Source organism: Limimaricola cinnabarinus (assembly GCF_047631075.1).
Classification (GTDB): domain Bacteria; phylum Pseudomonadota; class Alphaproteobacteria; order Rhodobacterales; family Rhodobacteraceae; genus Limimaricola; species Limimaricola cinnabarinus.
The window spans coordinates 32608-54183 of sequence record NZ_JBLHYX010000007.1 but is presented as its reverse complement, the minus strand read 5'-3'; the positions used below and the strand labels follow the sequence as shown (position 1 = coordinate 54183).

The 21576-nt window shown below is 69.6% G+C and carries 28 protein-coding genes; 6 read left to right on the top strand and 22 right to left on the bottom strand.

Going from position 1 to position 21576, the window contains the following annotated elements:
• Positions 1-7: 7 nt before the first annotated feature.
• The 15 genes from ACJASC_RS07555 to fabF all read right to left on the bottom strand — a co-directional run bounded on the left by ACJASC_RS07555 (position 8) and on the right by fabF (position 10482).
• Positions 8-643, bottom strand: coding sequence for a phage tail tape measure protein (locus ACJASC_RS07555; protein ID WP_415144880.1), 636 nt, complete (start codon positions 641-643; stop codon positions 8-10).
• On the bottom strand, positions 640-828 hold the full coding sequence (locus ACJASC_RS07550) for a rcc01693 family protein (RefSeq protein ID WP_021695262.1): 189 nt from the start codon (positions 826-828) through the stop codon (positions 640-642). Before ACJASC_RS07550 ends, ACJASC_RS07555 begins: the two co-directional genes overlap by 4 nt.
• Positions 825-1139: a gene transfer agent family protein gene (locus ACJASC_RS07545; RefSeq protein WP_415144878.1), complete on the bottom strand. Its 315-nt coding sequence runs from the start codon at positions 1137-1139 to the stop codon at positions 825-827. The genes ACJASC_RS07550 and ACJASC_RS07545 overlap by 4 nt, the downstream gene beginning before the upstream one ends.
• Positions 1139-1552, bottom strand: a complete 414-nt coding sequence (locus ACJASC_RS07540; RefSeq protein ID WP_021695264.1) for a phage major tail protein, TP901-1 family — start codon at positions 1550-1552, stop codon at positions 1139-1141. The genes ACJASC_RS07545 and ACJASC_RS07540 overlap by 1 nt, the downstream gene beginning before the upstream one ends.
• 23 nt (positions 1553-1575) lie before the next feature.
• Positions 1576-1986, bottom strand: a complete 411-nt coding sequence (locus ACJASC_RS07535) for a DUF3168 domain-containing protein (RefSeq protein WP_415144875.1) — start codon at positions 1984-1986, stop codon at positions 1576-1578.
• Positions 1983-2321: a head-tail adaptor protein gene (locus tag ACJASC_RS07530; RefSeq protein WP_415144873.1), complete on the bottom strand. Its 339-nt coding sequence runs from the start codon at positions 2319-2321 to the stop codon at positions 1983-1985. Before ACJASC_RS07530 ends, ACJASC_RS07535 begins: the two co-directional genes overlap by 4 nt.
• Complete coding sequence (locus tag ACJASC_RS07525) at positions 2318-2917, bottom strand: head-tail connector protein (RefSeq protein ID WP_021695267.1); 600 nt, start codon at positions 2915-2917, stop codon at positions 2318-2320. The genes ACJASC_RS07530 and ACJASC_RS07525 overlap by 4 nt, the downstream gene beginning before the upstream one ends.
• 64 nt (positions 2918-2981) lie before the next feature.
• A complete protein-coding gene (locus tag ACJASC_RS07520) occupies positions 2982-4133 on the bottom strand; it encodes a phage major capsid protein (RefSeq protein WP_415144870.1) in 1152 nt (383 codons plus the stop codon).
• Positions 4126-4674, bottom strand: coding sequence for an HK97 family phage prohead protease (locus ACJASC_RS07515; protein ID WP_415144868.1), 549 nt, complete (start codon positions 4672-4674; stop codon positions 4126-4128). Before ACJASC_RS07515 ends, ACJASC_RS07520 begins: the two co-directional genes overlap by 8 nt.
• A gap of 11 nt (positions 4675-4685) precedes the next feature.
• The gene (locus ACJASC_RS07510; RefSeq protein WP_021693782.1) at positions 4686-4901 is read right to left on the bottom strand and encodes a GTA head formation protein, RCAP_rcc01685 family; all 216 of its coding nucleotides are present in this window, start codon (positions 4899-4901) and stop codon (positions 4686-4688) included.
• Entirely contained in the window at positions 4894-6066 is a 1173-nt protein-coding gene (locus ACJASC_RS07505; protein WP_415144866.1) for a phage portal protein, read from the bottom strand. The genes ACJASC_RS07510 and ACJASC_RS07505 overlap by 8 nt, the downstream gene beginning before the upstream one ends.
• A 177-nt stretch (positions 6067-6243) precedes the next feature.
• On the bottom strand, positions 6244-7629 hold the full coding sequence (locus ACJASC_RS07500; protein WP_415144864.1) for a DNA-packaging protein: 1386 nt from the start codon (positions 7627-7629) through the stop codon (positions 6244-6246).
• Complete coding sequence (locus ACJASC_RS07495; RefSeq protein WP_415144862.1) at positions 7532-7864, bottom strand: hypothetical protein; 333 nt, start codon at positions 7862-7864, stop codon at positions 7532-7534. The genes ACJASC_RS07500 and ACJASC_RS07495 overlap by 98 nt, the downstream gene beginning before the upstream one ends.
• A 183-nt stretch (positions 7865-8047) precedes the next feature.
• The gene (mltG, locus tag ACJASC_RS07490; RefSeq protein WP_415144860.1) at positions 8048-9214 is read right to left on the bottom strand and encodes an endolytic transglycosylase MltG; all 1167 of its coding nucleotides are present in this window, start codon (positions 9212-9214) and stop codon (positions 8048-8050) included.
• Complete coding sequence (fabF, locus tag ACJASC_RS07485; protein WP_415144858.1) at positions 9214-10482, bottom strand: beta-ketoacyl-ACP synthase II; 1269 nt, start codon at positions 10480-10482, stop codon at positions 9214-9216. The genes mltG and fabF overlap by 1 nt, the downstream gene beginning before the upstream one ends.
• A gap of 160 nt (positions 10483-10642) precedes the next feature.
• On the opposite strand from fabF, the gene ACJASC_RS07480 reads away from it, so the two are divergent.
• Positions 10643-11437, top strand: a complete 795-nt coding sequence (locus ACJASC_RS07480) for a PilZ domain-containing protein (RefSeq protein WP_415144856.1) — start codon at positions 10643-10645, stop codon at positions 11435-11437.
• Between the two features lie 118 nt (positions 11438-11555).
• Here the strand turns inward: ACJASC_RS07480 and ACJASC_RS07475 are convergent, their stop codons facing one another.
• The 4 genes from ACJASC_RS07475 to ACJASC_RS07460 form a co-directional block, all read right to left on the bottom strand.
• Positions 11556-11789 carry an acyl carrier protein gene (locus ACJASC_RS07475; protein ID WP_017929475.1) on the bottom strand — a complete coding sequence of 78 codons (234 nt, stop codon included), beginning with the start codon at positions 11787-11789 and terminating at the stop codon, positions 11556-11558.
• 192 nt (positions 11790-11981) lie between these two features.
• Positions 11982-12719: a 3-oxoacyl-[acyl-carrier-protein] reductase gene (gene fabG, locus ACJASC_RS07470; RefSeq protein WP_415144854.1), complete on the bottom strand. Its 738-nt coding sequence runs from the start codon at positions 12717-12719 to the stop codon at positions 11982-11984.
• Between the two features lie 123 nt (positions 12720-12842).
• Positions 12843-13769: an ACP S-malonyltransferase gene (gene fabD, locus ACJASC_RS07465; protein ID WP_415144852.1), complete on the bottom strand. Its 927-nt coding sequence runs from the start codon at positions 13767-13769 to the stop codon at positions 12843-12845.
• Positions 13770-13887: 118 nt separating this feature from the next.
• Positions 13888-14445, bottom strand: coding sequence for a hypothetical protein (locus ACJASC_RS07460; RefSeq protein WP_415144850.1), 558 nt, complete (start codon positions 14443-14445; stop codon positions 13888-13890).
• Positions 14446-14698: 253 nt separating this feature from the next.
• Between ACJASC_RS07460 and rpsF the strand changes: the two genes are divergently transcribed.
• The 3 genes from rpsF to rplI are packed head-to-tail and all read left to right on the top strand — an operon-like array spanning position 14699 to position 15909.
• Entirely contained in the window at positions 14699-15061 is a 363-nt protein-coding gene (gene rpsF, locus ACJASC_RS07455) for a 30S ribosomal protein S6 (protein ID WP_021693791.1), read from the top strand.
• Between the two features lie 24 nt (positions 15062-15085).
• A complete protein-coding gene (gene rpsR, locus ACJASC_RS07450; protein ID WP_017929480.1) occupies positions 15086-15313 on the top strand; it encodes a 30S ribosomal protein S18 in 228 nt (75 codons plus the stop codon).
• 11 nt (positions 15314-15324) lie between these two features.
• Positions 15325-15909 carry a 50S ribosomal protein L9 gene (gene rplI / locus ACJASC_RS07445; protein WP_415144847.1) on the top strand — a complete coding sequence of 195 codons (585 nt, stop codon included), beginning with the start codon at positions 15325-15327 and terminating at the stop codon, positions 15907-15909.
• Positions 15910-16065: 156 nt separating this feature from the next.
• Here rplI and ACJASC_RS07440 read toward each other — a convergent pair whose 3' ends face one another.
• Positions 16066-16971, bottom strand: coding sequence for a LysR family transcriptional regulator (locus tag ACJASC_RS07440; protein ID WP_415144845.1), 906 nt, complete (start codon positions 16969-16971; stop codon positions 16066-16068).
• 163 nt (positions 16972-17134) lie between these two features.
• On the bottom strand, positions 17135-18211 hold the full coding sequence (locus ACJASC_RS07435; RefSeq protein WP_415144843.1) for an alcohol dehydrogenase family protein: 1077 nt from the start codon (positions 18209-18211) through the stop codon (positions 17135-17137).
• An 83-nt stretch (positions 18212-18294) separates the two neighbouring features.
• Here ACJASC_RS07435 and ACJASC_RS07430 point away from each other — a divergent pair, with 83 nt between their 5' ends.
• On the top strand, positions 18295-18804 hold the full coding sequence (locus ACJASC_RS07430; protein ID WP_415144841.1) for a TetR/AcrR family transcriptional regulator: 510 nt from the start codon (positions 18295-18297) through the stop codon (positions 18802-18804).
• Between the two features lie 59 nt (positions 18805-18863).
• On the opposite strand, the gene ACJASC_RS07425 is transcribed toward ACJASC_RS07430, so the two are convergent.
• Positions 18864-19430 (bottom strand): sugar O-acetyltransferase, encoded by a 567-nt coding sequence (locus tag ACJASC_RS07425; protein ID WP_415144839.1) that lies wholly within the window; start codon positions 19428-19430, stop codon positions 18864-18866.
• 169 nt (positions 19431-19599) lie between these two features.
• Between ACJASC_RS07425 and ACJASC_RS07420 the strand changes: the two genes are divergently transcribed.
• The gene (locus ACJASC_RS07420; protein ID WP_415144837.1) at positions 19600-21555 is read left to right on the top strand and encodes a bifunctional 2',3'-cyclic-nucleotide 2'-phosphodiesterase/3'-nucleotidase; all 1956 of its coding nucleotides are present in this window, start codon (positions 19600-19602) and stop codon (positions 21553-21555) included.
• Positions 21556-21576 lie beyond the last annotated feature (21 nt).

Genomic DNA, 21576 nt, shown 5'->3' with positions numbered 1-21576 from the left:
GTCCTCCTCACCTGTCGCGGCGGCCACGGTCGACGGCGCGCGCGATCTGCGCCGCCACCTGCCCGCGCGACCGCCGGAACCCTTCGACGTCCGGGGTGGTGATGTTGACCGTCACCCGCGCCCCGCCACCGCCGCCCGCCGCGACGCCGAGCCGCCCGTCGGCCCCGCGCTGCAACGGCAGGATCGCCTCGGGCCCCGCCTCGCCCATCAGCCCCGCGCCGCCGCGCATCGGAAAGGCCACCGGCCCCGAGACCACGCCGCCGCGCGCGAACGGCGTCACCCGCCCGCCCGAGAACGCCCCGCCCTGCGCGAAGGGCATCAGCCCCGAGACGAGACCGGTCACACCTTGGGCCAGCGCGCCGCCGATCCCGTCGGCCACCGGGCGCATCGCGTTGTCGTAGACCGTGCCCGACATCGCCCCCGCCAGCCCCTTGAGCGCGCCGCCCACGGATTTGCCGTCGAACAGCACGCCGTCGATGGCGCGGCGCACACCGCTGGAAAAGCCGCGCTCGAGCCTGCCCAGATCGCGGGTCGTCTCGCTCAGCCCCGCGCGCATCCGGTCCAGCTCCTGCGAGAAGGCCGCGGCCACGCCACCCGCCTCCTCCATCGCGCGTTCCAGCGCCTCGAACTCGTCCTCGGTCATGATCTCTCCTCGTCAGGATATCGGCGGCACAGCTCGATCAGCCGGTCGCGCCGCATCGGCTCGGGCCCCGCGGGCCCCAGCATCAGCCGCAGCTCGGCGGGGGTCAGCGCCCAGAACTCGGCCGGTCGCAGCCCCAGCCCGCAGATGCCCGCGCGCATCATCGCCGCGAAGTCGAGCCGTCTCATGCCGCCTCACCGAAGGCGCGCGCCACCAAAAGCGCGGCGAGACGCGCCGCCTCGACCGGTCCGCCCTCGATCTCGGCGGCCACGAGATCGGCGGCCCGGCCCGGCCAGCCGCCACCCCGAAGCCCCGCGACGATCAGCGCCAGCACGTCGCGCGCCGAGACGCGGCCCCCTTCGAGCCGGGCCAGAAGCGCCTCGATGCTGTCGCAGCCCAAAGCCTCCTCCAGTTCGGCCAGCGCGCCGAGCGTCAGTTTCATGACCCGCCGCCTCTCGTCGAGGATCACCGCCACCTCGCCGGCGCGCGGATTGGCCATCAGAGCGCCGCCTCGAAGCGCACCGGCCCCGCCGAGACCAGCGCGATCTCGAAGCTCGCCTCGCCGTCATGGCTCCCTGCGTAATCGATCGAGGCGATCTGGAACGCGCCGGTCATGGTGCCGAAATCGGGGATCACCACCTGAAACTCGGGCGTCTCGCCGTCGAAGAAGATCTGCCGCGCGCGGGCGTCGGTGGTCGCGTCGCGAAACACGCCCGAGCCCGAGATGGCGGCGGTGCGCACGCCCGCACCCCCCAGCACCTCGCGCCAGCCATCGCTGCCCAGATGGGTCACGTCGACGCTCTGGGCATTGAGCGTGAGCCGCGTCGCGCGCAGCCCCGCCATGGTCTCGAACAGCCCGTCGCCGGTCATGTCGATCTTGAGCAGGAGATCCCTGCCGTTCTGAGCCGCCATTGCCTGGCCCTCCTCTGGTTGTGTCAGCCGTCTTCGCTGCGCGCGCGAAAGACCATGTCGATCCGCCTCGCGTCGCCGCTTCCGGTGCGGCGCGCCCGCGCCCGCAGGAACCACAGCCCCACGAGCCGACCGCGCGCGAGCGGCGGCATCGGCCCCGCCAGCGCGTCGGACACCGCCGCCGCCGCCTCCTTGGCGGCGCGGAACCCCGCCGCGTCGCTCACCACGCTCACGGTGAGGTCGTGCTCGGCCGCCGCCATCGTCTTGTCGGAGCGGTCGCGCACCTTCTCGGCCCCGAGTGTGGCATAGAGCGGTGGCAGCGGACCCGCGGGCAGCGCGTCGTAGATCGCCTCTCCCACGAGGTCGGTCAGAGGGGCATGCGCGACGAGGCGGGCGAAGATCGCCGCCTGAAGCGCCGCAGACGTCGCATAGCTCATCGCGCCACCTCCTCCTCGGCCTCGCAGACGAGGTACCGCCCCCCGGGGTCGAGTTCGCGCACGGCGCGGATCGCATAGACCCGCGCGCCCTCGCGAAAGCGCTGTTCCGGCGCGGGCCGCATCGTCGATCCCGGCGGCGCCGCGCGCAGGGTGATGCGCAGGCGCACAAGGCTCAGCGCCGCGCCCATGCCGTCGAGATCGCGCCCCGAGCGGGCCTCGATGCGCGCCCAGAGCGTGCCCAGCACACTCCAGCCGCGCAGGTAGCCGCCCGCGCCGTCGGGGGCGCGCGACGGCGCCTCGAGTTGCAGCGCGCGGTTCAGACGCACCGGCTTCATGCGCCGCGCCCCGCGCCGAGCCGGAGCGGCCGGAACCGTTCGGTCAGCGCCGTGACGCCGAATGGCATGCAGCCCGGCCCGAGGCCGGTGTCGTGGCGGTATTCGTGGTAATGGGCGGCCAGCATCAGCACCGCCTGCGCCAGATCGGCGGGAATGTCGGACCAGCCCGGCCCGAACCCCGCCTCGAAGCCGATCCGCGCTACACCGCCCGAAGGGATCTCGGGGAACGCCACCGACAGAGGCTCCAGATAGGGTCTCTGGTCGTCCGTCACCGCGCGCCAGCCGCCCCGCGCCTGCGGCGTCACCACGCCCTGCGCGTCCTCCATGTCGAAGCCCGTGACGGCGCGCAGAGGCGCGACCGGCAGCGGCTGGCGGCACGCGTCGCGCCAGCGGGTCAGCTCGAGCGCGAAGCCGCGCGCGAGCAGCACCTTGCCGGTGCGGGCCTCGATCGCCGCGATGGCGGCGCGCAGGAACCCGGCGAGGCCCGTGTCCTGCAGCCCGGTCTCGGCAAAGCCGGTGCCCAGCCGCAGATGCGCGCGAAGCCCCTCGACCGGCAGCGATGTCTCGGGCACGACGCCCGTTTCGATCAGTCTCATCACCCGTCCTTTCGACGTCACGGCAACAGCGCCGGGCCACCCGGCAGGGCGGCCCGGCCCGGCATCAGGCGATGCCGAACTTCAGAAGCTTGATCGCCGCGAAGTCGCTCACCGCGCCGCCGACACGCTTGGTCGCGTAGAAAAGGACATGCGGCTTGGCCGAGAAGGGATCGCGCAGCACCCGCAGGTCGGGACGCTCGGCGATGGTGTAGCCCGCCTCGAAATTGCCGAAGGCCAGCGCGCAGGCGTCGCTTGCGATGTCGGGCATGTCCTCGGCGATCAGCACCGGGTAACCCAGGAGCCGCGCCGGTTCGCCCGCCGAGAGGCCGTCGGACCACAAGAACCGGCCATCGGCGTCCTTGAGCTTGCGCAGGGCGCCCGCGGTGCGCGAGTTCATCACGAAGCTCGCCCCCGCGCGGTAGGGCGCGCCGAGACGGTAGACCAGATCGATCACCGCGTCGGCGGGATTGGTCGCATCGAAACCGCCATCGGTGCCGGTCGCGACATAGCCCAGGCTGCCCCAGCTCCAGCTGTCATCATCCGCCCGCGGGTAGCTCAGGATGCCGGCCGGTTTGTCGATGCCGTCGCCCGACACGAAGGCCGCGGCCTCCGAGCGCGCGAAGGTGTCGGCGATGCGCCCCGCGAGCCAGCCCTCGATGTCGAAGGCGCTGTCGTCCAGGAGCCGCTGGCTCGCCTTGGGCAGCGCCGACAACTCGTGCAGCGGGATGCTGATCCGGTCGATCTGCGGCGTGCCGGTCTCGGTCCGGGACGCCGTCTCGCCCGACCAGCCGGCGCCGGGCTCGCCATGGTCGATCAGCACGTCGTAGGAGCCCGCATCGACCGCCACCACGGAGGCGATGGCGCGCAGCGAGGCGGTCGCGCCCAGCACGCCGCGCACGCGCTCGGCGGTCTGCGGATCGACGAGATAGCCGCCATCGGCAGCGACGGTCGTGCTCATCGCCTTGCCTTCGAGGTCGAGGCCGCGCAGCCCGTCATCCTCGCCCGTGCGCAGATAGGCGCCGAAGGCGGTGCGGTGCGGCTGGCTTTCGGCCTTGGCTTCGAGAGCGGGGCGCGCGGCGAGCGCGGTCTTGCGGTCCAGTCTGGTCATCCGGTCGTCCTGTGCCTTGAGTTTCGTGCGGATCTCGGCCGAAAAGCGGCCAAGCTCGTCCATCAGCCCGCCGATCTCGCGGCCAAGCTCGTTGTCGTCGTCACGCATCGCGTTCTCCCCCTTCGCCCCTGAGCAGGCAGCGCGCCGCCCGCACCTTTGCCGCCAGCGCGTCCTCGTGCTTGGCGCTCACCCGCGCCTCGCGCAGCATCGGGAAGGTCACCAGCGACACCTCCCAAAGCTCCAGCTCGTCGAGCCTGCGGCCCGCGCCGTCCTTCCTCGCGCGTCGGGTGCGGTAGCCGATCGACAGCCCGTCGATCGCTCCGGCGGCGACCAGCGCCGCCGCCTCGCGGCCCTGCGCCACCTCCGTGAGGATGCGGCCCTTGACCCAGAGGCCGGTGCCGTCCTCGCGCACCTCGTCCCAGACGCCGATGGGCCGTGCGGGATCGTGCTGCCACAGCATCCGCACCCGCCCGCCCGCGCCCATCAGACGCTTGAGCGAGGCGGCGTAGGCCCCGGGCTCCACCACGTCGCCGCCCTGATCGGGCCTGCCGAAGAGCGAGGCGTAGCCCGAGATCACCGCGCCCTCCCCGATCTCCAATGGCCCGGCGCCCTCTGTGCCGCCCGCGCAGAACTTGCGTTCCAGCTCCATCATCCTCTCCCTCACAGCCCCACGATCTGTTGCGCCGCCTGCGCGCCGATGGCCGCCACGACGCCGTAGACGGCGAGCCAGAGCCTGCGCTCCAGCCGCTCCATCACCGCTTCGATCCGCTCCAGCGTCGCGGCCACCTGCGCGAATTGCAGCGCCACCAGCCGCTCATGCGCCTCGATCCTGAGGCCCGGCGCGCAGGCGAAGCGGTGCTCGCGCAGATCATCCATCGGAGCCGACCTCGTGCGCCGGAAGGCCCAGCAGCGCGCGCTTTTCCGCATCGGTCAGGAACAGCGCCTCGGAGACGCGCCGCCACTGCCCGTCGCGCTCGGCGGCCAAGGCGGGCACCTGATCGAGATCGACGCGAAGCTCGAACCGCGCGTCGGAGACATCCGACAGCCATTCGGCCAGCGCACCTGCGATCCGCGACATCAAGGGCAGCACGGTCAGGCGGTAGAAGGCGCGGTTCGCCTCCTGGTAATTGGCGTAGGTGGCGTCGCCCGGTATCCCGAGGATCATCGGCGGCACCCCGAAGGCCACCGCGATCTCGCGCGCCGCCGCCTCCTTGGTCTTCTGGAACTCCATGTCCGAGGGCGAAAAGCCCATCGGCTTCCAGTCGAGCCCGCCTTCGAGCAGCATCGGGCGTCCGGCGTTGCGTGCGCCCTGATGCTGGCTCTCCATCTCCTCGACCAGCCGGTCGTATTGATCGGGCGTCAGCCCCGCCTGCCCGTCGGCGCCGCGATAGACGATCGCGCCCGAGGGACGCGCGGCGTTGTCGAGAAGCGCCTTGGACCAGGCCGAGGCGGCGTTGTGCACGTCGATCGCCGTGGCGGCGGCCGAAAGCGCCGAGAGGCCGTAATGGTCGTCCTGCGGGTGAAAGCTCTTGATATGGCAGATCGGGGAGACGGCCTCGCCCACGGCAAAACGGTGCTTGCGGCCGCCCACGGCATAGTCATAGGCCACCGGCCAGCCATCGGGCCCCGGCACCAGCGACACCCGGTCCGAGCGCAGCACATGAAGCTCGAACGGCAAGCCGCCGTCGCCCACCGCCTCGACATAGCCATTGCCGGTCAGAAGGATCTGACCCACCAGCGCCTCGATCAGCTCGGCCCGGCCCTGTCCGGGGTTGGGCCGCGCCAGAAGCGCCAATGCGGGGTGTTCGTCATAGCGGCGTCCGCGATCCTGCAGCATCAGAGGCAGCGCCGCCGCCGCCTCTGAGATGAGCCGCACCGCGCGGAACCCCACCGGGTTGCCGACAAAGCCCGCGCGGGTGAGCGAGACCGTGTCCCGCGCGCTCCACGCCGGTCGTCCCGCGCCGGGCCAGGCGAGGCAGCGCCCCGCCGCCGAGGCCTTGGCCTCGGGTGCCCCCTTGTCGCGCTTGAAGAACTCGAACATCGCCGCCCCCCGCTGGTCGTCACTGCGTCTTGGCGAGGAGAATGACAGCGCCGGGTTGGGAAACCGGGAACGGGGCGCGCGGTGGTCGGGGGGCTGCGCAACACCCCGGCGTCGGAGGGGGCCGCCGCCCCCGCCGCTGCGCGGCCCCCCGCGAGTATTTGCAGAGTGAAGTGCGGCCTAGAGCGTCCTGAACCGGGGCCTGCGCCACGCCTGCGCGGGCGCGATCAACAGCTCGTGCAGGGCCCAGACGAGGGCGTCCGCGCGGTCGGGCGAGCCCGAGCCCAGAAAACCGCGCGCCGTCATCTGCGCCATCTGATCCTCGAGCGCGCCGAGGCCGCGCAAATGGTGCACGCGCCCCTGCTCGTAGAGGGCTGCCACCGGCTCGGCCCGAAGCCCCTTGGACCGCCCGGCATGCAGCGCCTTGAACGGCACCATGGGATCGACCTGCCGCACCACCGTTTCGACCAGCGCGCCGCCCTGGTTCACCTCGGCGACCATGCGCTCGGCCCCGTGCCGGACCATCGCGGCGCAGGCCGCCCGCGCCCAGTCGAGCGGCGAGGCCGCCTCGACCGTCGCGTCCTCGATCACATAGGCCCGCCAGTCCTGCGGCGGGCCCGTCATCACCGCCCCCGCCACCACGATGCCGCAGGCGTCCGAGGCGGCGTGGCCGCTCACCGACGGGTCGACCGCGACGACGATCCGGTCGAGATCGGGCGCGCTGTCGGTCAGGCAGGCCGCGAGCATTTCGGCGGTCCAGAGCGCGCCTTCGGCATCGGCCAGCAGCACGCCCTCGAGCTCCTGGCGCCCCTGCCGCGTGCCGGCGTAGCGGCGCTGCATCTCGTCGAGGAACCCGCGCGCGAGATTGGCGGCATTGGCCTGCGTGGCCGCGTGGGTGACCACCGTGCTGTCGGCGGCCAGCAGGTCGCGCAGCACCGGCGCGTTGCGCGGCGTCGTCGTCACGCAGGCGCGCGGATCGCCCAGGCGCAGCCCGAATTGCAGCATGTCCCACGCCTCGGCCCCGCGCTTCCACTTGGCCAGCTCGTCGGCCCATGCCGCGTCGAATTGCGGCCCGCGCAGCGCCTCGTAATCATGCGCCGAGAAGATCTGCGCCACGGCGCCGTTGGACCATGTCAGCATCCGCCGCGTCGCGCTCCAGACCGGTCTGCGGTCGGGCGGCGAACAGGCCATGATGCCGCTTTCGCCGAACACCATGACCTCGCGCGCCTGATCGAGCGTCTCGCCCACCAAGGCCACCCGCCGCGCCCGGCCCGTGTCACCGGGGCGCGCGCCCTCGACCTGCGCGCGCACCCATTCGGCCCCGGCGCGGGTCTTGCCCGCGCCGCGCCCGCCGAGGATCACCCATGTGCGCCAGTCGCCCTCGGGCGCGAGCTGATGCGGCAGCGCCCAGAGGTCGAAGAGCCATGGCAGCGCCGCCAGCTCCGCCGCGTCCAGACCATCGAGGAACTCAGCCCTCGCGGCAGCAGGCGCGCAGGCGATCCAGCCGGCAACCGATCCGCCGCCGCGCGTCGTCGATGTCGATCTCTCCGGCCACGAGACCGCCATCCTGTCGCTTGAGCCAGTCATTGAACTTCCTCTCCACTTCGAACGCCCCCTTAAGTGCGCTCTCCAGGTCGTTGATCTTCTTTTGCAATTCCTTCGGCTCCGCGGCCTCATCGCGGACATCTTCCAGAAGATCCGCCAAGGTGGAGCGCACCGAAGACAACAGCCCCCAAGCGTCCCGCCATTCCTTGCGCCGCGCCGCATCGTCCGGCGCCGAGGCGCTGGTCGTTTCATCCATGCTCATGCCTGCCTGTTGTTGTCGCAGCCGGAGAGCGGACACGAAAAAGGCGGCCCCGGATTGCTCCGGTGCCGCCTTGCCAAACTCTCTCAGCCTGCCTTTGACTTTACGTCAGACCGTCCCGAAAGTCAATGATGCAGATCTTAGGAATACCGCGCAAGCGCCCGTTCCGTTTACAAAAAATCAATTCTGGGCCGCTGCGCGCTCGGCCTCGATCTTGCGCCATACGGCGACGTTGCTGTTATGCTCGGCCAGTGTCTCGGCAAAGGCATGGCCGCCCGTGCCGTCGGCCACGAAGAACACGTAGTCAGTCGTCGCCGGGTTCAGCGCCGCCTCGATCGCCGCGCGGCCGGGGTTGGCGATGGGTGTCGGCGGCAGGCCGTTGATGACATAGGTGTTCCATGGCGTCTCGGCGCGCAGCTCGCTCTGGCGCAGACCGCGGCCCAGCACGCCCTCGCCCTCGGTAATGCCATAGATCACCGTCGGGTCGGTCTGAAGTCGCATGCCTTGGCGCAGGCGGTTGACGAAGACGCTCGCCACCTGTGGGCGCTCGGCGCCGACACCGGTTTCCTTCTCGACGATAGAGGCGAGGATCAGCGCCTCCTCGGGAGTCTCGAGCGGGAGATCGCCGGCCCGGTTCTCCCAAGCCTCGGCGAGGATCGCGGCCTGCGCCGCGGCCATCCGGTCGAGCACCGCCCCGACCTGCGTGCCCGGCGCGATCTCGTAACTGTCGGGCGCAAGGCTGCCCTCGGCCGGGATCTCCTCGACATCGCCCTCGAGCGTGTCGAGCGCGTTGAGCGCGTTGACCACCTGCCACGAGGTCACGCCCTCGGCCATGGAGATACGATAGCGCGTGTCGGCGCGCTCGCGCATGGACTGGTATTCGGCCGGGATCTCGACGCCCTCGGCGGTGGGGTCGAACTCGGCCAGCTCGGTATAGTTCGAGGTGGCGGGATCAAGCTCGCGCACCTCGGCCAGCACCGCGTTGACGCCGATCTTGTAGAGGATCTCGGTGCCGCAGGTCGAAGCGCCGCCGCGCGTCACGATGTCGACGATGCGCGACATCGAGGACCGCTCGGGGATCAGGTGGCTGCCGGCCTTGAGCTGCCCGGCCTTCTCGGAATATTCGGCCCCGATGCGGAACACCGAAGCCGAGCCGATCGCGCCCTGTTCTTCGAGCCGGGCGCTGACGCTGCGCATGTTGGTGCCCGGCTCGACCCGCAGGCAGATCGCCGCCTCGAGCGGCCCCTCGTCCGAATACGCGTTGACCCCCCAGGCGATGACGCCCGCCGCCCCCGCGAGGCCGACGATCAGGAAGGTGATGGTGTTCGAGGCGAGGTGACGCCACATCAGGAGGCGACCTTTCCGAAGAGCACGCTCGCATTGGTGCCGCCAAAGCCGAAGCTGTTGGACAGCGCGATGTCGATCTTGCGCTCGCGCTTGGCGTTGGGGGCGAGATCGACGGTGGTTTCGACCGCGAGATCGTCGAGGTTGATCGTCGGCGGCGCGACCTGATCGCGGATCGCGAGGATGCAGAAGATCGCCTCGATCGCGCCCGCCGCCCCGAGGAGGTGGCCGGTCATCGACTTGGTCGAGGACATGGTGACGTTCGACACCGCCTCGCCCATCAGCCGCTCCACCGCGCCGAGCTCGATCGTGTCGGCCATGGTCGAGGTGCCATGCGCGTTGATGTAGTCGATCCGGGCGGGATCGATGCCCGCATCCTTGATCGCCATGCGCATCGCCCGCTCGCCGCCTTCGCCGCCCTCGGCGGGGGCGGTGATGTGGTAGGCGTCGCCCGACAGGCCGTAGCCCAGCACCTCGGCATAGATCTTGGCGCCGCGGGCCTTGGCGTGCTCGTACTCCTCGAGCACGACGATGCCCGCGCCCTCGCCCATGACGAAGCCGTCGCGGTCGGCGTCATAGGGGCGACTCGCCGCCTGCGGGTTGTCGCGCCGCTTGGTCGAGAGCGCCTTGCAGGCGTTGAAGCCCGCGATGCCGATTTCGGAGATCGCAGCCTCGGCGCCGCCCGCGACCATCACGTCGGCCGAGCCGTATTTGATGAGACGCGCCGCGTCGCCGATGGCGTGCGCGCCGGTCGAGCAGGCAGTGACGACCGAATGGTTCGGCCCCTTGAAGCCGTAGCGGATCGAGACCTGACCCGAGATGAGGTTGATCAGCGCGCCGGGAATGAAGAAGGGCGAGACGCGGCGCGGGCCCTTGTCGCGGATGAGCAGCGCCGTCTCGGCGATCGAGTTCAGACCGCCGATGCCCGAACCGATCATCACGCCGGTGCGCTCGCGCTCGTCCTCGGTCTGCGGGGTCCAGCCGCTGTCCTCGACCGCCTGCTGCGCCGCCGCGATGCCGAACAGGATGAAGTCGTCGACCTTCCGCTGGTCCTTGGGCTCCATGTATTCATCGGGATCGAAGCGGATCGCCGGATCGACGCCCTCGCCCTGCGGCACCTCGCAGGCATAATTCGTGGCAAGGTGGGTCGCGTCGAAGCGGGTGATGGTGCCTGCCCCGGATTTTCCGGCCAGGATCGCGTCCCAGCTCGGCTCGACCTTGTCGGCCAGCGGCGTCACAAGCCCCAGCCCCGTCACGACAACTCGCCGCATCTGACCATCCTCTTCGCAATAACTCGCGCCCTGATACCGCAGGGCTTCGCGCGGGAGCAAGAGCACGGGGGCCCCGAATCGCCGGTTGGTGCCATACCGGGCGAGTTAACGCGGATTTCAGCTTCGTCGGAGCATAGCTGGAGAGGTAAGGAGATCCGCCATGCGCCTGTGGTTTGTGCCGATGTTGATCGTGATGACCGGGCCGCTGCGGGCCGATCCGGCCTGCGAAGCGGTGGAGACGCTCGGGCGTCTCGCGACCTCGGTCATGGCGGCCGATATCGGCGGGGCTGAGCGCGAGTTGCGCCGCATCAAGAGCGACGGCGTGATGTGGGACCTGTCGGGCCATCCGCTTGCCATCCATCGTCGCGACATCGGGGCGTCCCTCTCGCTTGCCACCAGGGCGGTGGAGACGGCGCGGATGCGGGGCCGCGCCGGGGCGGCGGCCGTGCTTTCGACCGAGGACGCGCGCGCGACCACGGGACGGTTGGCCACGCTGGTGGCGCGGCATGCCTGCGGGCCGGTCGTGACGTCCGGGGCGCGTGGCGATGTCCGGATGGGGGCACTGGCCGGGATCAGCCTGTCCCGGATCGCCGGGGTCGGGGCCGGTGTGATGGGGGCCTGCACGGTGCTGATGCTGGCCGCGCATGTCATCGGCGTCAGGCGGGGCCGGAACCGGCGACGCGTGCCGCGTCACGCGGTGGACCTGCCCGCCCGGCTTCGCAGCGGCACCGCCGAGACCGGGACGCGCCTCATCGACATCAGCCGCCATGGCGCGAAGCTACGCCTCGGGCCCGAGTTCGAGCCCGCGGGTCTCAAGGGGGTGACGATCGTGCTGGGCGACCGGCGCATCGGCGCCACGGTGCAATGGCGCGACCGGCATCATGTCGGGGTGCAATTCCTGAAATCGCTGCCCGACGAGGTCGTGACGCCGATCCTGACCATGTCCGAGACCTGAGCGAGGCGCGGCCCCCTCCGGCTGTGGCGGTTCACGGCGCGAGAATGGGGCCCAAACGAAAACGGCACCCCGAAGGGTGCCGTCTCCTGCCAGGGCCCGAGGGCCGAGGCGATGTCGGTTACTGCGCTTCCTTGATGAAGCGGACCGCGTCGCCGAAAGTCTGGATGGTCTCGGCGGCGTCGTCGGGAATCTCGATCCCGAACTCTTCCTCGAAGGCCATGACCAGCTCGACGGTGTCGAGGCTGTCGGCACCCAGATCGTCGATGAACGAGGCGTTCTCGACGACCTTGTCCTCTTCGACACCCAGATGCTCAACAACGATCTTGCGCACGCGGTCGGCGACGTCGCTCATAACAATTCCTCACGTCTTTCCGGCCCCTTCGGGCCTTTTTGTCTTGCCCCTAGGGGCATTCTCATGCCCGAGCGGGCCGCTCACCGACAGGGGCCGAAACGGGCCTCCGCCGGAAAATCTCGTCGTCCTTTAGCAGAGTTTCGAGGCCGCGCAAACGCTTTGTGGCACGGCGCGGGCCCTTGAAATTCCGGCTCAGAGCATCGCCATGCCGCCATTGACGTGCAGCGTGGCGCCGGTGACATAGCCCGCCTCGGGGCTTGCCAGATAGAGAACCGCCGCGGCGATCTCGTCGGCCTCGCCCATGCGACCGGCGGGGATCTGGTTCAGGATGCCCGACTTCTGATCGTCGTTGAGCTTGTCGGTCATCGCCGTGGCGATGAAGCCCGGCGCCACGCAGTTCACGGTGATGCCGCGGCTCGCCACTTCGTAGGCGATGGATTTCGACATGCCGACCATGCCTGCCTTGGCAGCGGCGTAGTTGGCCTGACCGGGGTTGCCGGTCGAGCCGACGATCGAGGAGATGTTGATGATCCGGCCCCAGCGCGCCTTCATCATCGGGCGCACCACGCCCTTGCACAGCCGCATCGTCGAGGTGAGGTTCACCTCGAGCACCTGCGCCCAATCCTCTTCGGACATGCGCATGAACAGGTTGTCGCGGGTGATCCCGGCGTTGTTGACGAGAATATCGAGCCCGCCCATCGCCTCGATCGCCTGTTTGGGCAGGGCGTTGACGGCCTCGGCATCGCCGAGGTTGCATGGCAGCACATGGGCGCGGTCGCCCAAGGCAGTCGCCAGATCCTCGAGCGGCGCGGTGCGCGTGCCCGACAGGCCCACCGTGGCCCCCGCGCCATGCAGGGCGGTGGCGATGGCGCCGCCGATGCCGCCAGAGGCCCCGGTCACGAGGGCGCATTTTCCGGTCAGATCGAACATGTGTGGTCTCCTGAGACTTCGCTTTGTCACGGGTCTAGCAGCAAGGCCGGACCCGGACCACATCCCGCGCGCCAGGGATCGGGCGCGGGGTATCCGTATTTGAGAGTGAAGCGACCCCGGCGCTCAGCCCTTGGCCGCCGCCACGTCCTCCGGCGTGCCGATGGCACGGGTCTCGGCCCCCTTGGCGATGCGGCGGATCATGCCCGACAGCGCCTTGCCCGCGCCGATCTCCCAAAATTCGGTCACGCCCTCGCGGGCCATGAACTCCACGCTTTCGCGCCAGCGCACCGCGCCGGTCACCTGATCGACCAGCAGCGAGCGGATCAGCGCCGGGTCGCAGACCGCCTCGGCGCGCACATTGGCGACCAGCGGCACGGCGGGCTCGCGGATATCGACGCCTTCCAGCGCCTCGGCCATCGCACGGGCGGCGGGCGCCATCAGGGCGCAGTGAAACGGTGCGCTGACCGGCAGCAGGATCGCGCGCTTGGCGCCCTTGGCCTTGGCGATGTCGAGTGCACGCTCGACCGCGGCGCGGCTGCCCGAGATCACCACTTGGGAGGGATCGTTGTCGTTGGCGGCCTGACAGGTTTCGCCCTGCGCGGCCTCTTCGGCCACCTCGCGCGCCGCGGCGAGGTCGAGACCCAGAAGGGCCGCCATCGCGCCCTCGCCCACCGGAACGGCGGCCTGCATCGCCTCGCCGCGCAAGCGCAGGAGCCGCGCGGTGTCGTCGAGCCGCAGCGTGCCCGCGGCGCAGAGCGCCGAGTATTCGCCCAAGGAATGGCCCGCGACGAAGCCCGCGTCCGAGACGGTGATGCCTTCGGATTTCAGCGCCGCCATCGCGGCGATCGAGGTCGCCATAAGGGCGGGCTGCGCGTTGCGGGTGAGGGTCAGGGTCTCGATGTTGCCCTCGAAGATCAGCGCGCTGAGCTTCTCGTTCAAGGCCGCGTCGACCTCGCCGAACACCTCGCGCGCCGATGGATAGGCCTCGGCCAGCGCGCGGCCCATGCCGATGGTCTGCGACCCCTGCCCCGGAAAAACGAATGCGCGCATGGCCCTGCTCCCTTGTGATGCGGTGCGTCGGCCCCTCGCATAACGGCTCGGCCCGGGCACGACAAGAAAGCGTCGGATCTCGCGGGCGGGCGTGCCGACGGGCGGGCGCTCAGATGCGTCAGGCGCAGGCCCGGCGGCGGAACAGCGGCACGCCGGGACGGGCCGGCAGGCCCAGATCGCATTCGATGCGCCGCGCCAGCGCCGACATCGCGTGCAGTTCGCCCTGCGCCACCCGCACCGACAGGTTCTCGCCCGACAGGCGCAGCTCGGCCCGCAGCCGCATCCGCCGCGCGTCGCAATGGTCGCGGATCTCGGTGGCGCGGAATTCGTCGAAGCGCCAGGTCGCGACCTGTTCGATCCGCCCGTTCGGACGGCGCAGCACCTGTCGCAGCAACCGGTCCTCGGTGTCGAAATGCAGCTCGCTGCGGCTGCCGCGCCCGGCATAGCAGATCAGCCCGCCGCCGAGGATCACCGCCATGACCAGCCGCGCCAAAAGCGAGCCGTCGAGCGGCGCGCCCAAGGGCGAAAGCCAGATCGCCCCCGCCGCCGCGGTGGCGCCGAGCGCGAAGGCCCAGACCGCAAAGAGCGCCGTCACCGCGAGCCTGCGGCAGCGGCGGCCGCATCCCAGCACCAGGGGGGCGGCATCGAGACGGGGGTTCGGGGCGGTTGCGCTCACGAAAGGCTCTCCGGACCTATGCTATCGGACAGGTCGATCCTTGGGTGCGATCGGGGCGCGAATATGTCGCGATGCGGGCGCGGGCGGGTCGATGTCGCGGTTTTCGCAGCCCCGCTTGCGCCGACCCGCATGATCTGTATAAGGCCGCATCCTTCCGCGCTTTCGCATGAACCGCGCAGACTCTCGTGAACGGGGAGCGGAAGGTCACGGCCCCGTTCTATGAAATGCGCTCGGAAACCGAACTGGAGTTCACATGCCGCTTTACGAGCATGTCTTCATCGCGCGTCAGGACCTGTCCAACGCGCAGGCCGAAAGCCTTGTCGAGCACTTCTCGACCGTCCTCGCCGACAATGGCGGCAAGGTGCTCGAGAACGAGTACTGGGGCGTCAAGACGATGGCCTACAAGATCAACAAGAACCGCAAGGGCCACTATGCCTTCCTGCGCTCGGACGCCCCGTCGCCCGCCGTGCAGGAAATGGAGCGCCTGATGCGCCTGCATGACGACGTGATGCGCGTCCTGACCATCAAGGTCGACGCCCACGAAGAGGGCCCCTCGGTCCAGATGCAGAAGCGCGAAGAGCGCAGCGAGCGTGGCGAACGCCGCGAGCGTCGCTGATCGCCCTCAGGAAAGGATAGCATAATGGCCACCAAACCGTTTTTCCGCCGCCGCAAGACCGACCCGTTCGAGGGCGAGAACGCGCCGAAGATCGACTACAAGGACACGCGTCTGCTGCAGCGCTACATTTCCGAGCGCGGCAAGATCGTACCCTCGCGCATCACCGCCGTCGGCTCCAAGAACCAGCGCAAGCTCGCCCAGGCGATCAAGCGCGCGCGGTTCCTGGCGCTGCTGCCCTACGCCGTGAAATAAGGAGACCGGACATGGACGTGATCCTCCTGCAACGTGTGGCCAAGCTTGGCCAGATGGGCGAAATCGTGAAGGTCAAGGACGGCTACGCCCGTAACTTCCTTCTGCCCCAGGGCAAGGCGCTCCGCGCGAACGAGGCCAACAAGGCCCGTTTCGAGGACCAGAAGGCCCAGCTCGAGACCCAGAACCTCGAGTCCAAGAAAGAAGCCGAAGCGATGGCCGGGAAGCTCGACGGACAGCAGTTCGTCGTGATCCGCTCGGCCTCGGACGGCGGCGCGCTCTACGGCTCGGTCACCACCCGTGACATCGCCGAATCCGCCACCGCCGAAGGCTTCACCGTCGACCGCAAGCAGGTCGTGCTGCGCGGCCCGATCAAGGATCTCGGCATCCACGACGTCTCCGTCGTGCTGCACCCCGAGGTCGAGGCGACGATCGAGATCAACGTCGCCCGTTCGAACGAGGAAGCCGAGCTTCAGGCGTCGGGCAAGTCGATCCAGGACCTCGCCGCGGAAGAAGAAGCCGCAGCCGAGTTCGAGATCCAGGGCCTGTTCGACGACATCGGCGGCGCCGCCAATGACGAGGACGGCGACGACAACTGAGCCTCGGGCTCGACTGTCATGCCTGATCAGGGCCGCGTCCCCGGATGCGGCCCTTTTTCGTGGCTGTCAGCTGTATTCTCATCGATGCGAGCTTCGGACGGCTTTGCCGGGTGAGGGAGGCCCCGCCCGACACGCCGGGCGGGCAAGCCCGGAGGCCTACCCCCTCCAGCCCGTGCGATCGGCCAAATGACGGATCAGGAAATCCATGAAGATCCGCGTCTTGGGGGTCAGCACGTTGGTTCGCGGATAGACCAGCCAGAGCACCGAGCGGTCGTTCATCTTCCACTCCGGCAGAACCCGGACCAGCCGACCCCCCGCGATTTCGTGCGCGACGTTCCAAAGGGAGTTCATCGACACTCCGGCGCCTGCGAGGGTCGCCTCGCGCTGCGCGTCGCCATCATCGACGATGGTGCGGCAGATCATACGCGCGGGGTCCAGTCGCGCCGTATCTCCTGCGGCGTTCACCAGCTCGCGCGGCTCGAGGTTGCTCCACGCGATGAGCCGGTGGCCATCAAGCTCGGATGGGCTGCCCGGGGTGCCCTGCGCGTCGAGATAGGCCGGTGACGCGCACAGGACGCGGGCATCATCGGCGAGCTTGCGCCCCTTCAGGCTGCTGTCGCTCAGCGGTCCGCTGCGCAAAGCGAGATCGAAGCTCCCCTCGATCGCGTCGAAGCGCGTGTCCGACAGGCGCAGGTCGAGGGTCAGGTCGGGATAGGCCTCATAGAACAGCGGCAGCAGCGGCATGATGTGCAGCTGCGCGAAGCTGCTCGGTGCGGCGAAGCGCAGCGTGCCCTTTGGCCCCGCCTCGGTCCCCCCGAGCGCCGCCCGGCCCGCATCGGCCTGTGCGAGGATCTCGCGCGCGTAGGGCAGGAAATCCGAGCCCTCCAGCGACAGCGACACCTTGCGGGTGGTGCGGCGCAGAAGCTCGACGCCAAGCTCCTGCTCCAGCTTGGCGAGGCGCGCGCTTGCCACGGCGGGGGCGAGGCCCAACTCGCGCCCCGCGGCGGAGATGTTGAGCCGTTCGGCCGCCATCACGAAGAGACGCAGGTTGTCGGTGTCCATGAGCACGCTTGGTTGCGAAAGGTGAGCGCGCATTGCGAGAGGTTTTCGAGGGGTTTGCAAGGGATATGTCCGGCTCTCGCGACGGAAGACGCCGCCGGGCATTTCGGTGCCGGACGGCGTCGGGATCGCCGGGGCCGCCCTTGAAGGCGGGGCCCCTAGAGTCTCAGGCTCCGTCGGAAATCTCGATCCCGATCTTGCCCATGTGCGATTTGCCCAAGAACGCCTCCTGCGCCGCGCGCAGCTCGTGCAGCGGGTGGGTCTGCGAGACCACGGGCCGGATTTCGCCCGCCTCGATGTAGCGCACGAGATCGGCGAAGACGCGCGGGTCCTGCCGCGTACTGCCGATCAGCGTCAGGTCCTTGAGATAGAGGGTCCGCAGATCGAGCTCGACGATCGGCCCGGCGATGGCCCCCGAGGTCACGTAGCGGCCCCCGATCGCCAGCGCGTCGAGCAGCCCCGGCCAGCGCGGACCGCCCACCAGATCGAGCACCACGTCGAAGGCGCTTTCGGGAAACGCGTCGTCGCGGCCGAGCGTGGCATCGGCCCCGAGCGCCGTCAGCGCGTCCCTCTTGGCCGGGCTGGTCATCGCCGTGACATGCGCGCCGCGCCGCTTGGCAAGCTGCACCGCCGCCGAGCCGACGCCGCCCGAGGCCCCGGTGATCAGCACCCGCTCCGCGCCGAGGCCCGCGCGCTGGATCATTCCCTCGGCCGTCGAGAAGGCGCAGGGAAAGGTGGCAAGCTCCACATCCGAAAGCGGGCTGTCGATCCGCACCGCGTTCTCGGCGCCGATGGTGGTGTATTCCGCGAAACCGCCATCACGCTCCGAGCCGAAGGTCACGAGCGCGTCCGCGTCGCCGCCCTCGGGCCGGTACATCGGGCGCACCAGAACCCGCTCGCCCTCGCGCGTGGGGTCCACCCCCTCGCCCGTCGCCACGATCCTGCCGCAGCAATCGGCGCCCTGAATGCGCGGAAAGCTCAGCGCGCCGGACCACGCGCCATCGGCGTCAGAGGCCCCGTCATAGCCCTCGGCCGCGGCCGACCCCGTGTCGCCGCGCACCGACTTGGAATACCAGCCCGTGCGGGTGTTGACGTCGGTGTTGTTCACCGCCGCGGCGCCGACCCGGATCAGCACCTCTCCCGCGCCCGGTCGGGGCACCGGCACATCCTCTCGCCATTCTAGCCTGTCGAGCGCGCCATGGCCCGTCAGGACGACCGCCTTCATCGTGTCGGGGAGTTTCATCGCCGATTTCCTCGCATGTAGAATGGTTGCTCTACTTGCGTAGGTAGAGGGATCGCTCTACATCGTCAAGCATGACGGAGATGATGACCAAGATCGCCGAAGGGCTCGAATGCGCCTTCGCCAGCCGCGGCTTTGCCGAGCCGAGCGTCGAGGACCTTCGCGACGCCGCCGGGGTGAGCTTGCGCACGCTCTACAAATACGCGCCCTCGCGCGCCGACATGGTGCTGGCCGCGCTCGAACATCGGCACAGGCGATACCTTGCCCATGTCTTCGACGATCTGCCGCAGGAGTCCGGGGCGTCGCTCGATGCCATCGTGACCCGCGTGGGGAGATGGATGGAGACCGAGGCGGCGCATGGCTGCCTGTTCCACGCCGCCGTCGCGGCCGAACCGGGCAGCGCGCGGCTGCGCGCACTGCTTGAGCGTCACAAGGCCGAAGTCGCGGCCCGCGCCGGTGCGGCGACCGGGCTTCGCGGATCCGAGACCGCGCTTCTGGTGATCCTCGAAGGGCTGACGCAGACATGGTCGCTGCGCGGCGACGACGCGGTCAAGGCGGCGAGGCGTCTGGCCCATGCGCTACGGGCCACGTCCTAGCCGGGAGAGGTGCTGGCGGTGGTGCCGGTCTGCCGCGCGCCGATCAGCGACAGCTCCACTCAAGCGTCGTCCGCGGATCGTTTCAACACCCGCGCGGGGTTGCCGCCGACCGTCGTTCCCGCCGCCACGTCGCGCGTCACCACCGCGCCCGCGCCGATGATCGCGTCATCGCCCACCGTGACGCCCGGCATCAACAGCGCCCCGCCGCCGATCCAGACATTCGCACCGATGCGGATGGGCTGCCCGAACTCCAGCCCGTCGCGCCGCGCCTCGGCCCCCCTCGGGTGGTCCGGCGTCAGGATCTGCACCCCCGGACCGATCTGCGTGAGATCGCCGATCGCGATCTCGACCACGTCCAGCAGCACGCAGTTGAAGTTCACGAACACGCCCGCCCCGAGCCGGATGTTCATGCCGTAGTCGCAATGGAACGGCGGCCGGATCACCGCGCCCTCGCCCACCTCGGCCATGATCTCGGCGAGCTTGACGTGCCGCTCGGCCGTCGGCGCCACCGACATGGCGTTGTACTCGGCCATCCAGCGCTTGGCCCGCCACGCCAGCGCCTGAAGCTCCGGATCGCCCGCGCGGTAAAGCTCGCCCGCGAGCATCTTGTCCTTTTCGGATCGCATCCCGTCCTCCCCGTTGCGCGGCCAGAACAGCACCCTGTCCCGCGCGCGTCCAGCGGCTTTCCGTCGCGGCAGGGGGCGAAAAGTCATTCCACCGTGACACGAAGCGGCTAACCTCGCGGCCATGCGACAAGGGGGGCGTCCGATCCCCGACATCTTCAGGGAGACGATCATGACATTGATCCTGAACCGCCGCGGTTTTCTTGCCGGAGGCTCGGCCATGCTGGCACTGCACCCGTTTTCCGTGAGAGCCCAAGGCGGACAGGCGCATCTGCGCATCATGGAAACCACGGACATCCACGTCCACGTCTATCCGTACGACTATTACGCCGACAAGGAGATCGACACCGTCGGCCTCGCCCGCACCGCCTCGCTGATCGAGGACATCCGCGCCGAGGCCACCAATTCGGTGCTGTTCGACAATGGCGATTTCCTGCAGGGCAACCCGATGGGCGATTACATCGCCTATGAGCGCGGCATGCCCGAAGGCGCGATGCACCCGGTGATCGAGGCGATGAACACGCTTGGCTTCGATGCCTCGACGCTGGGCAATCACGAGTTCAACTACGGGCTGGAGTTCCTGATGAACTCGGTCTCGGGCGCGGCCTTCCCAATCGTCTCGGCCAACGTGGTGACGAAGATGGGCGCCACCCCGGCCGAGGACGAGACCCTCGTGCCGCCCTATGTGATCCTCGACCGCGAGGTCACCGACGGCGCGGGCGAGACGCATGCCATCCGCATCGGCGTCATCGGTTTCGTGCCGCCGCAGATCATGAACTGGGATCGCAAGCATCTCGAAGGCAAGGTCGAGGCGCGCGACATCGTGCGCGCGGCGCAGGCCCATGTGCCCCGGATCCGCGAGGAAGGCGCCGACATCGTGATCGCGCTGTCGCATAGCGGCATTGGCGCGGTAGAGCACGAGGAAGGCATGGAGAACGCCGCCATCCCGCTCGCGGGGGTCGAGGGGATCGACGTGATCCTGACCGGGCACAGCCACCTCGTCTTTCCGGGCCCCGATTACGAGGGGCGCGAGGGCGTCGATGTCGCGGCGGGCACCATCAACGGCAAGCCCGGCGTCATGGCGGGCTTCTGGGGCAGCCATATGGGGCTGATCGACCTGATGCTCGAGCGCGACGGCGATGGCTGGCGCGTCGGCGAGGCGCAGGTCGAGGCGCGCCCGATCTACGAGCGCGGCGAGGACCGCGCGATCACCGCACTGGTCGAGAGCGAAGAGGCGGTGCTGGAGTCGGTCGCGCAGGAGCATCAGGAGACGCTCGACTACGTGCGCCGCGCCGTGGGCAAGACCGACGCGCCGCTGCACAGCTACTTCGCGCTGGTGGCCGACGACCCCTCGGTGCAGATCGTCTCGAACGCCCAGACATGGTATATCGAGCAGATGCTCGCGGGGACCGAGCATGAGGGGCTGCCGATCCTCTCTGCGGCGGCGCCCTTCAAGGCGGGCGGCCGCGGCGGGCCGGAATACTATACCGACGTGCCGACCGGCGACGTGGCGATCAAGAACGTAGCCGACCTCTATCTCTATCCCAACACGGTGCGCGCGGTGCGCGTGACCGGGGCGCAGGTCAAGGACTGGCTCGAGCGTTCGGCGGGGATGTTCAACCGGATCGAACCCGGCCGCGAGGATCAGGTCCTTCTGAACGACGAATTCCCCTCCTACAATTTCGACGTGATCGACGGGGTGAGCTACCGCATCGACCTCGGCATGCCCGCCAGGTTCGACCGCGACGGCAACGTCGTCTCGGACGGGGGCCGGATCAAGGATCTGACCTTCGAGGGCCAGCCGATCGACCCCGAACAGGAGTTCATCATCGCCACCAACAACTACCGCGCCACCGGCGGCGGGTCGTTCCCCGGTGCCGACGGCTCCACGGTGGTGTTCGAGGGGCCCGATACCAACCGCGACGTAATCGTGCGCTATATCGTCGAGCAGGGCACGATCAGCCCCTCGGCGGACGCCAATTGGAGCTTCGTGCCGATGGACGGGACCACGGTGCTGTTCGACACCGGCCCGCGCGCGGCGGAGTATCTCAACGACGTGAAGGGCGTACAGGTCGCGCCCGCGGGCGACGGGCCCGACGGCTTCGCCCGCTTCGTGATCCGGCTCTGAAAAGAACGGCGCGGCGCGGGA

Coding starts and splice junctions, on each gene's coding strand:
- ACJASC_RS07555 (WP_415144880.1), bottom strand. CDS start 643: ATGACCGAGGACGAGTTCGAGGCGCTGGAACGCGCGATGGAGGAGGCG.
- ACJASC_RS07550 (WP_021695262.1), bottom strand. CDS start 828: ATGAGACGGCTCGACTTCGCGGCGATGATGCGCGCGGGCATCTGCGGG.
- ACJASC_RS07545 (WP_415144878.1), bottom strand. CDS start 1,139: ATGGCCAATCCGCGCGCCGGCGAGGTGGCGGTGATCCTCGACGAGAGG.
- ACJASC_RS07540 (WP_021695264.1), bottom strand. CDS start 1,552: ATGGCGGCTCAGAACGGCAGGGATCTCCTGCTCAAGATCGACATGACC.
- ACJASC_RS07535 (WP_415144875.1), bottom strand. CDS start 1,986: ATGAGCTATGCGACGTCTGCGGCGCTTCAGGCGGCGATCTTCGCCCGC.
- ACJASC_RS07530 (WP_415144873.1), bottom strand. CDS start 2,321: ATGAAGCCGGTGCGTCTGAACCGCGCGCTGCAACTCGAGGCGCCGTCG.
- ACJASC_RS07525 (WP_021695267.1), bottom strand. CDS start 2,917: ATGAGACTGATCGAAACGGGCGTCGTGCCCGAGACATCGCTGCCGGTC.
- ACJASC_RS07520 (WP_415144870.1), bottom strand. CDS start 4,133: ATGCGTGACGACGACAACGAGCTTGGCCGCGAGATCGGCGGGCTGATG.
- ACJASC_RS07515 (WP_415144868.1), bottom strand. CDS start 4,674: ATGGAGCTGGAACGCAAGTTCTGCGCGGGCGGCACAGAGGGCGCCGGG.
- ACJASC_RS07510 (WP_021693782.1), bottom strand. CDS start 4,901: ATGGATGATCTGCGCGAGCACCGCTTCGCCTGCGCGCCGGGCCTCAGG.
- ACJASC_RS07505 (WP_415144866.1), bottom strand. CDS start 6,066: ATGTTCGAGTTCTTCAAGCGCGACAAGGGGGCACCCGAGGCCAAGGCC.
- ACJASC_RS07500 (WP_415144864.1), bottom strand. CDS start 7,629: ATGGCGGTCTCGTGGCCGGAGAGATCGACATCGACGACGCGCGGCGGC.
- ACJASC_RS07495 (WP_415144862.1), bottom strand. CDS start 7,864: ATGGATGAAACGACCAGCGCCTCGGCGCCGGACGATGCGGCGCGGCGC.
- mltG (WP_415144860.1), bottom strand. CDS start 9,214: ATGTGGCGTCACCTCGCCTCGAACACCATCACCTTCCTGATCGTCGGC.
- fabF (WP_415144858.1), bottom strand. CDS start 10,482: ATGCGGCGAGTTGTCGTGACGGGGCTGGGGCTTGTGACGCCGCTGGCC.
- ACJASC_RS07480 (WP_415144856.1), top strand. CDS start 10,643: ATGCGCCTGTGGTTTGTGCCGATGTTGATCGTGATGACCGGGCCGCTG.
- ACJASC_RS07475 (WP_017929475.1), bottom strand. CDS start 11,789: ATGAGCGACGTCGCCGACCGCGTGCGCAAGATCGTTGTTGAGCATCTG.
- fabG (WP_415144854.1), bottom strand. CDS start 12,719: ATGTTCGATCTGACCGGAAAATGCGCCCTCGTGACCGGGGCCTCTGGC.
- fabD (WP_415144852.1), bottom strand. CDS start 13,769: ATGCGCGCATTCGTTTTTCCGGGGCAGGGGTCGCAGACCATCGGCATG.
- rpsF (WP_021693791.1), top strand. CDS start 14,699: ATGCCGCTTTACGAGCATGTCTTCATCGCGCGTCAGGACCTGTCCAAC.
- rpsR (WP_017929480.1), top strand. CDS start 15,086: ATGGCCACCAAACCGTTTTTCCGCCGCCGCAAGACCGACCCGTTCGAG.
- rplI (WP_415144847.1), top strand. CDS start 15,325: ATGGACGTGATCCTCCTGCAACGTGTGGCCAAGCTTGGCCAGATGGGC.
- ACJASC_RS07440 (WP_415144845.1), bottom strand. CDS start 16,971: ATGGACACCGACAACCTGCGTCTCTTCGTGATGGCGGCCGAACGGCTC.
- ACJASC_RS07435 (WP_415144843.1), bottom strand. CDS start 18,211: ATGAAACTCCCCGACACGATGAAGGCGGTCGTCCTGACGGGCCATGGC.
- ACJASC_RS07430 (WP_415144841.1), top strand. CDS start 18,295: ATGACCAAGATCGCCGAAGGGCTCGAATGCGCCTTCGCCAGCCGCGGC.
- ACJASC_RS07425 (WP_415144839.1), bottom strand. CDS start 19,430: ATGCGATCCGAAAAGGACAAGATGCTCGCGGGCGAGCTTTACCGCGCG.
- ACJASC_RS07420 (WP_415144837.1), top strand. CDS start 19,600: ATGACATTGATCCTGAACCGCCGCGGTTTTCTTGCCGGAGGCTCGGCC.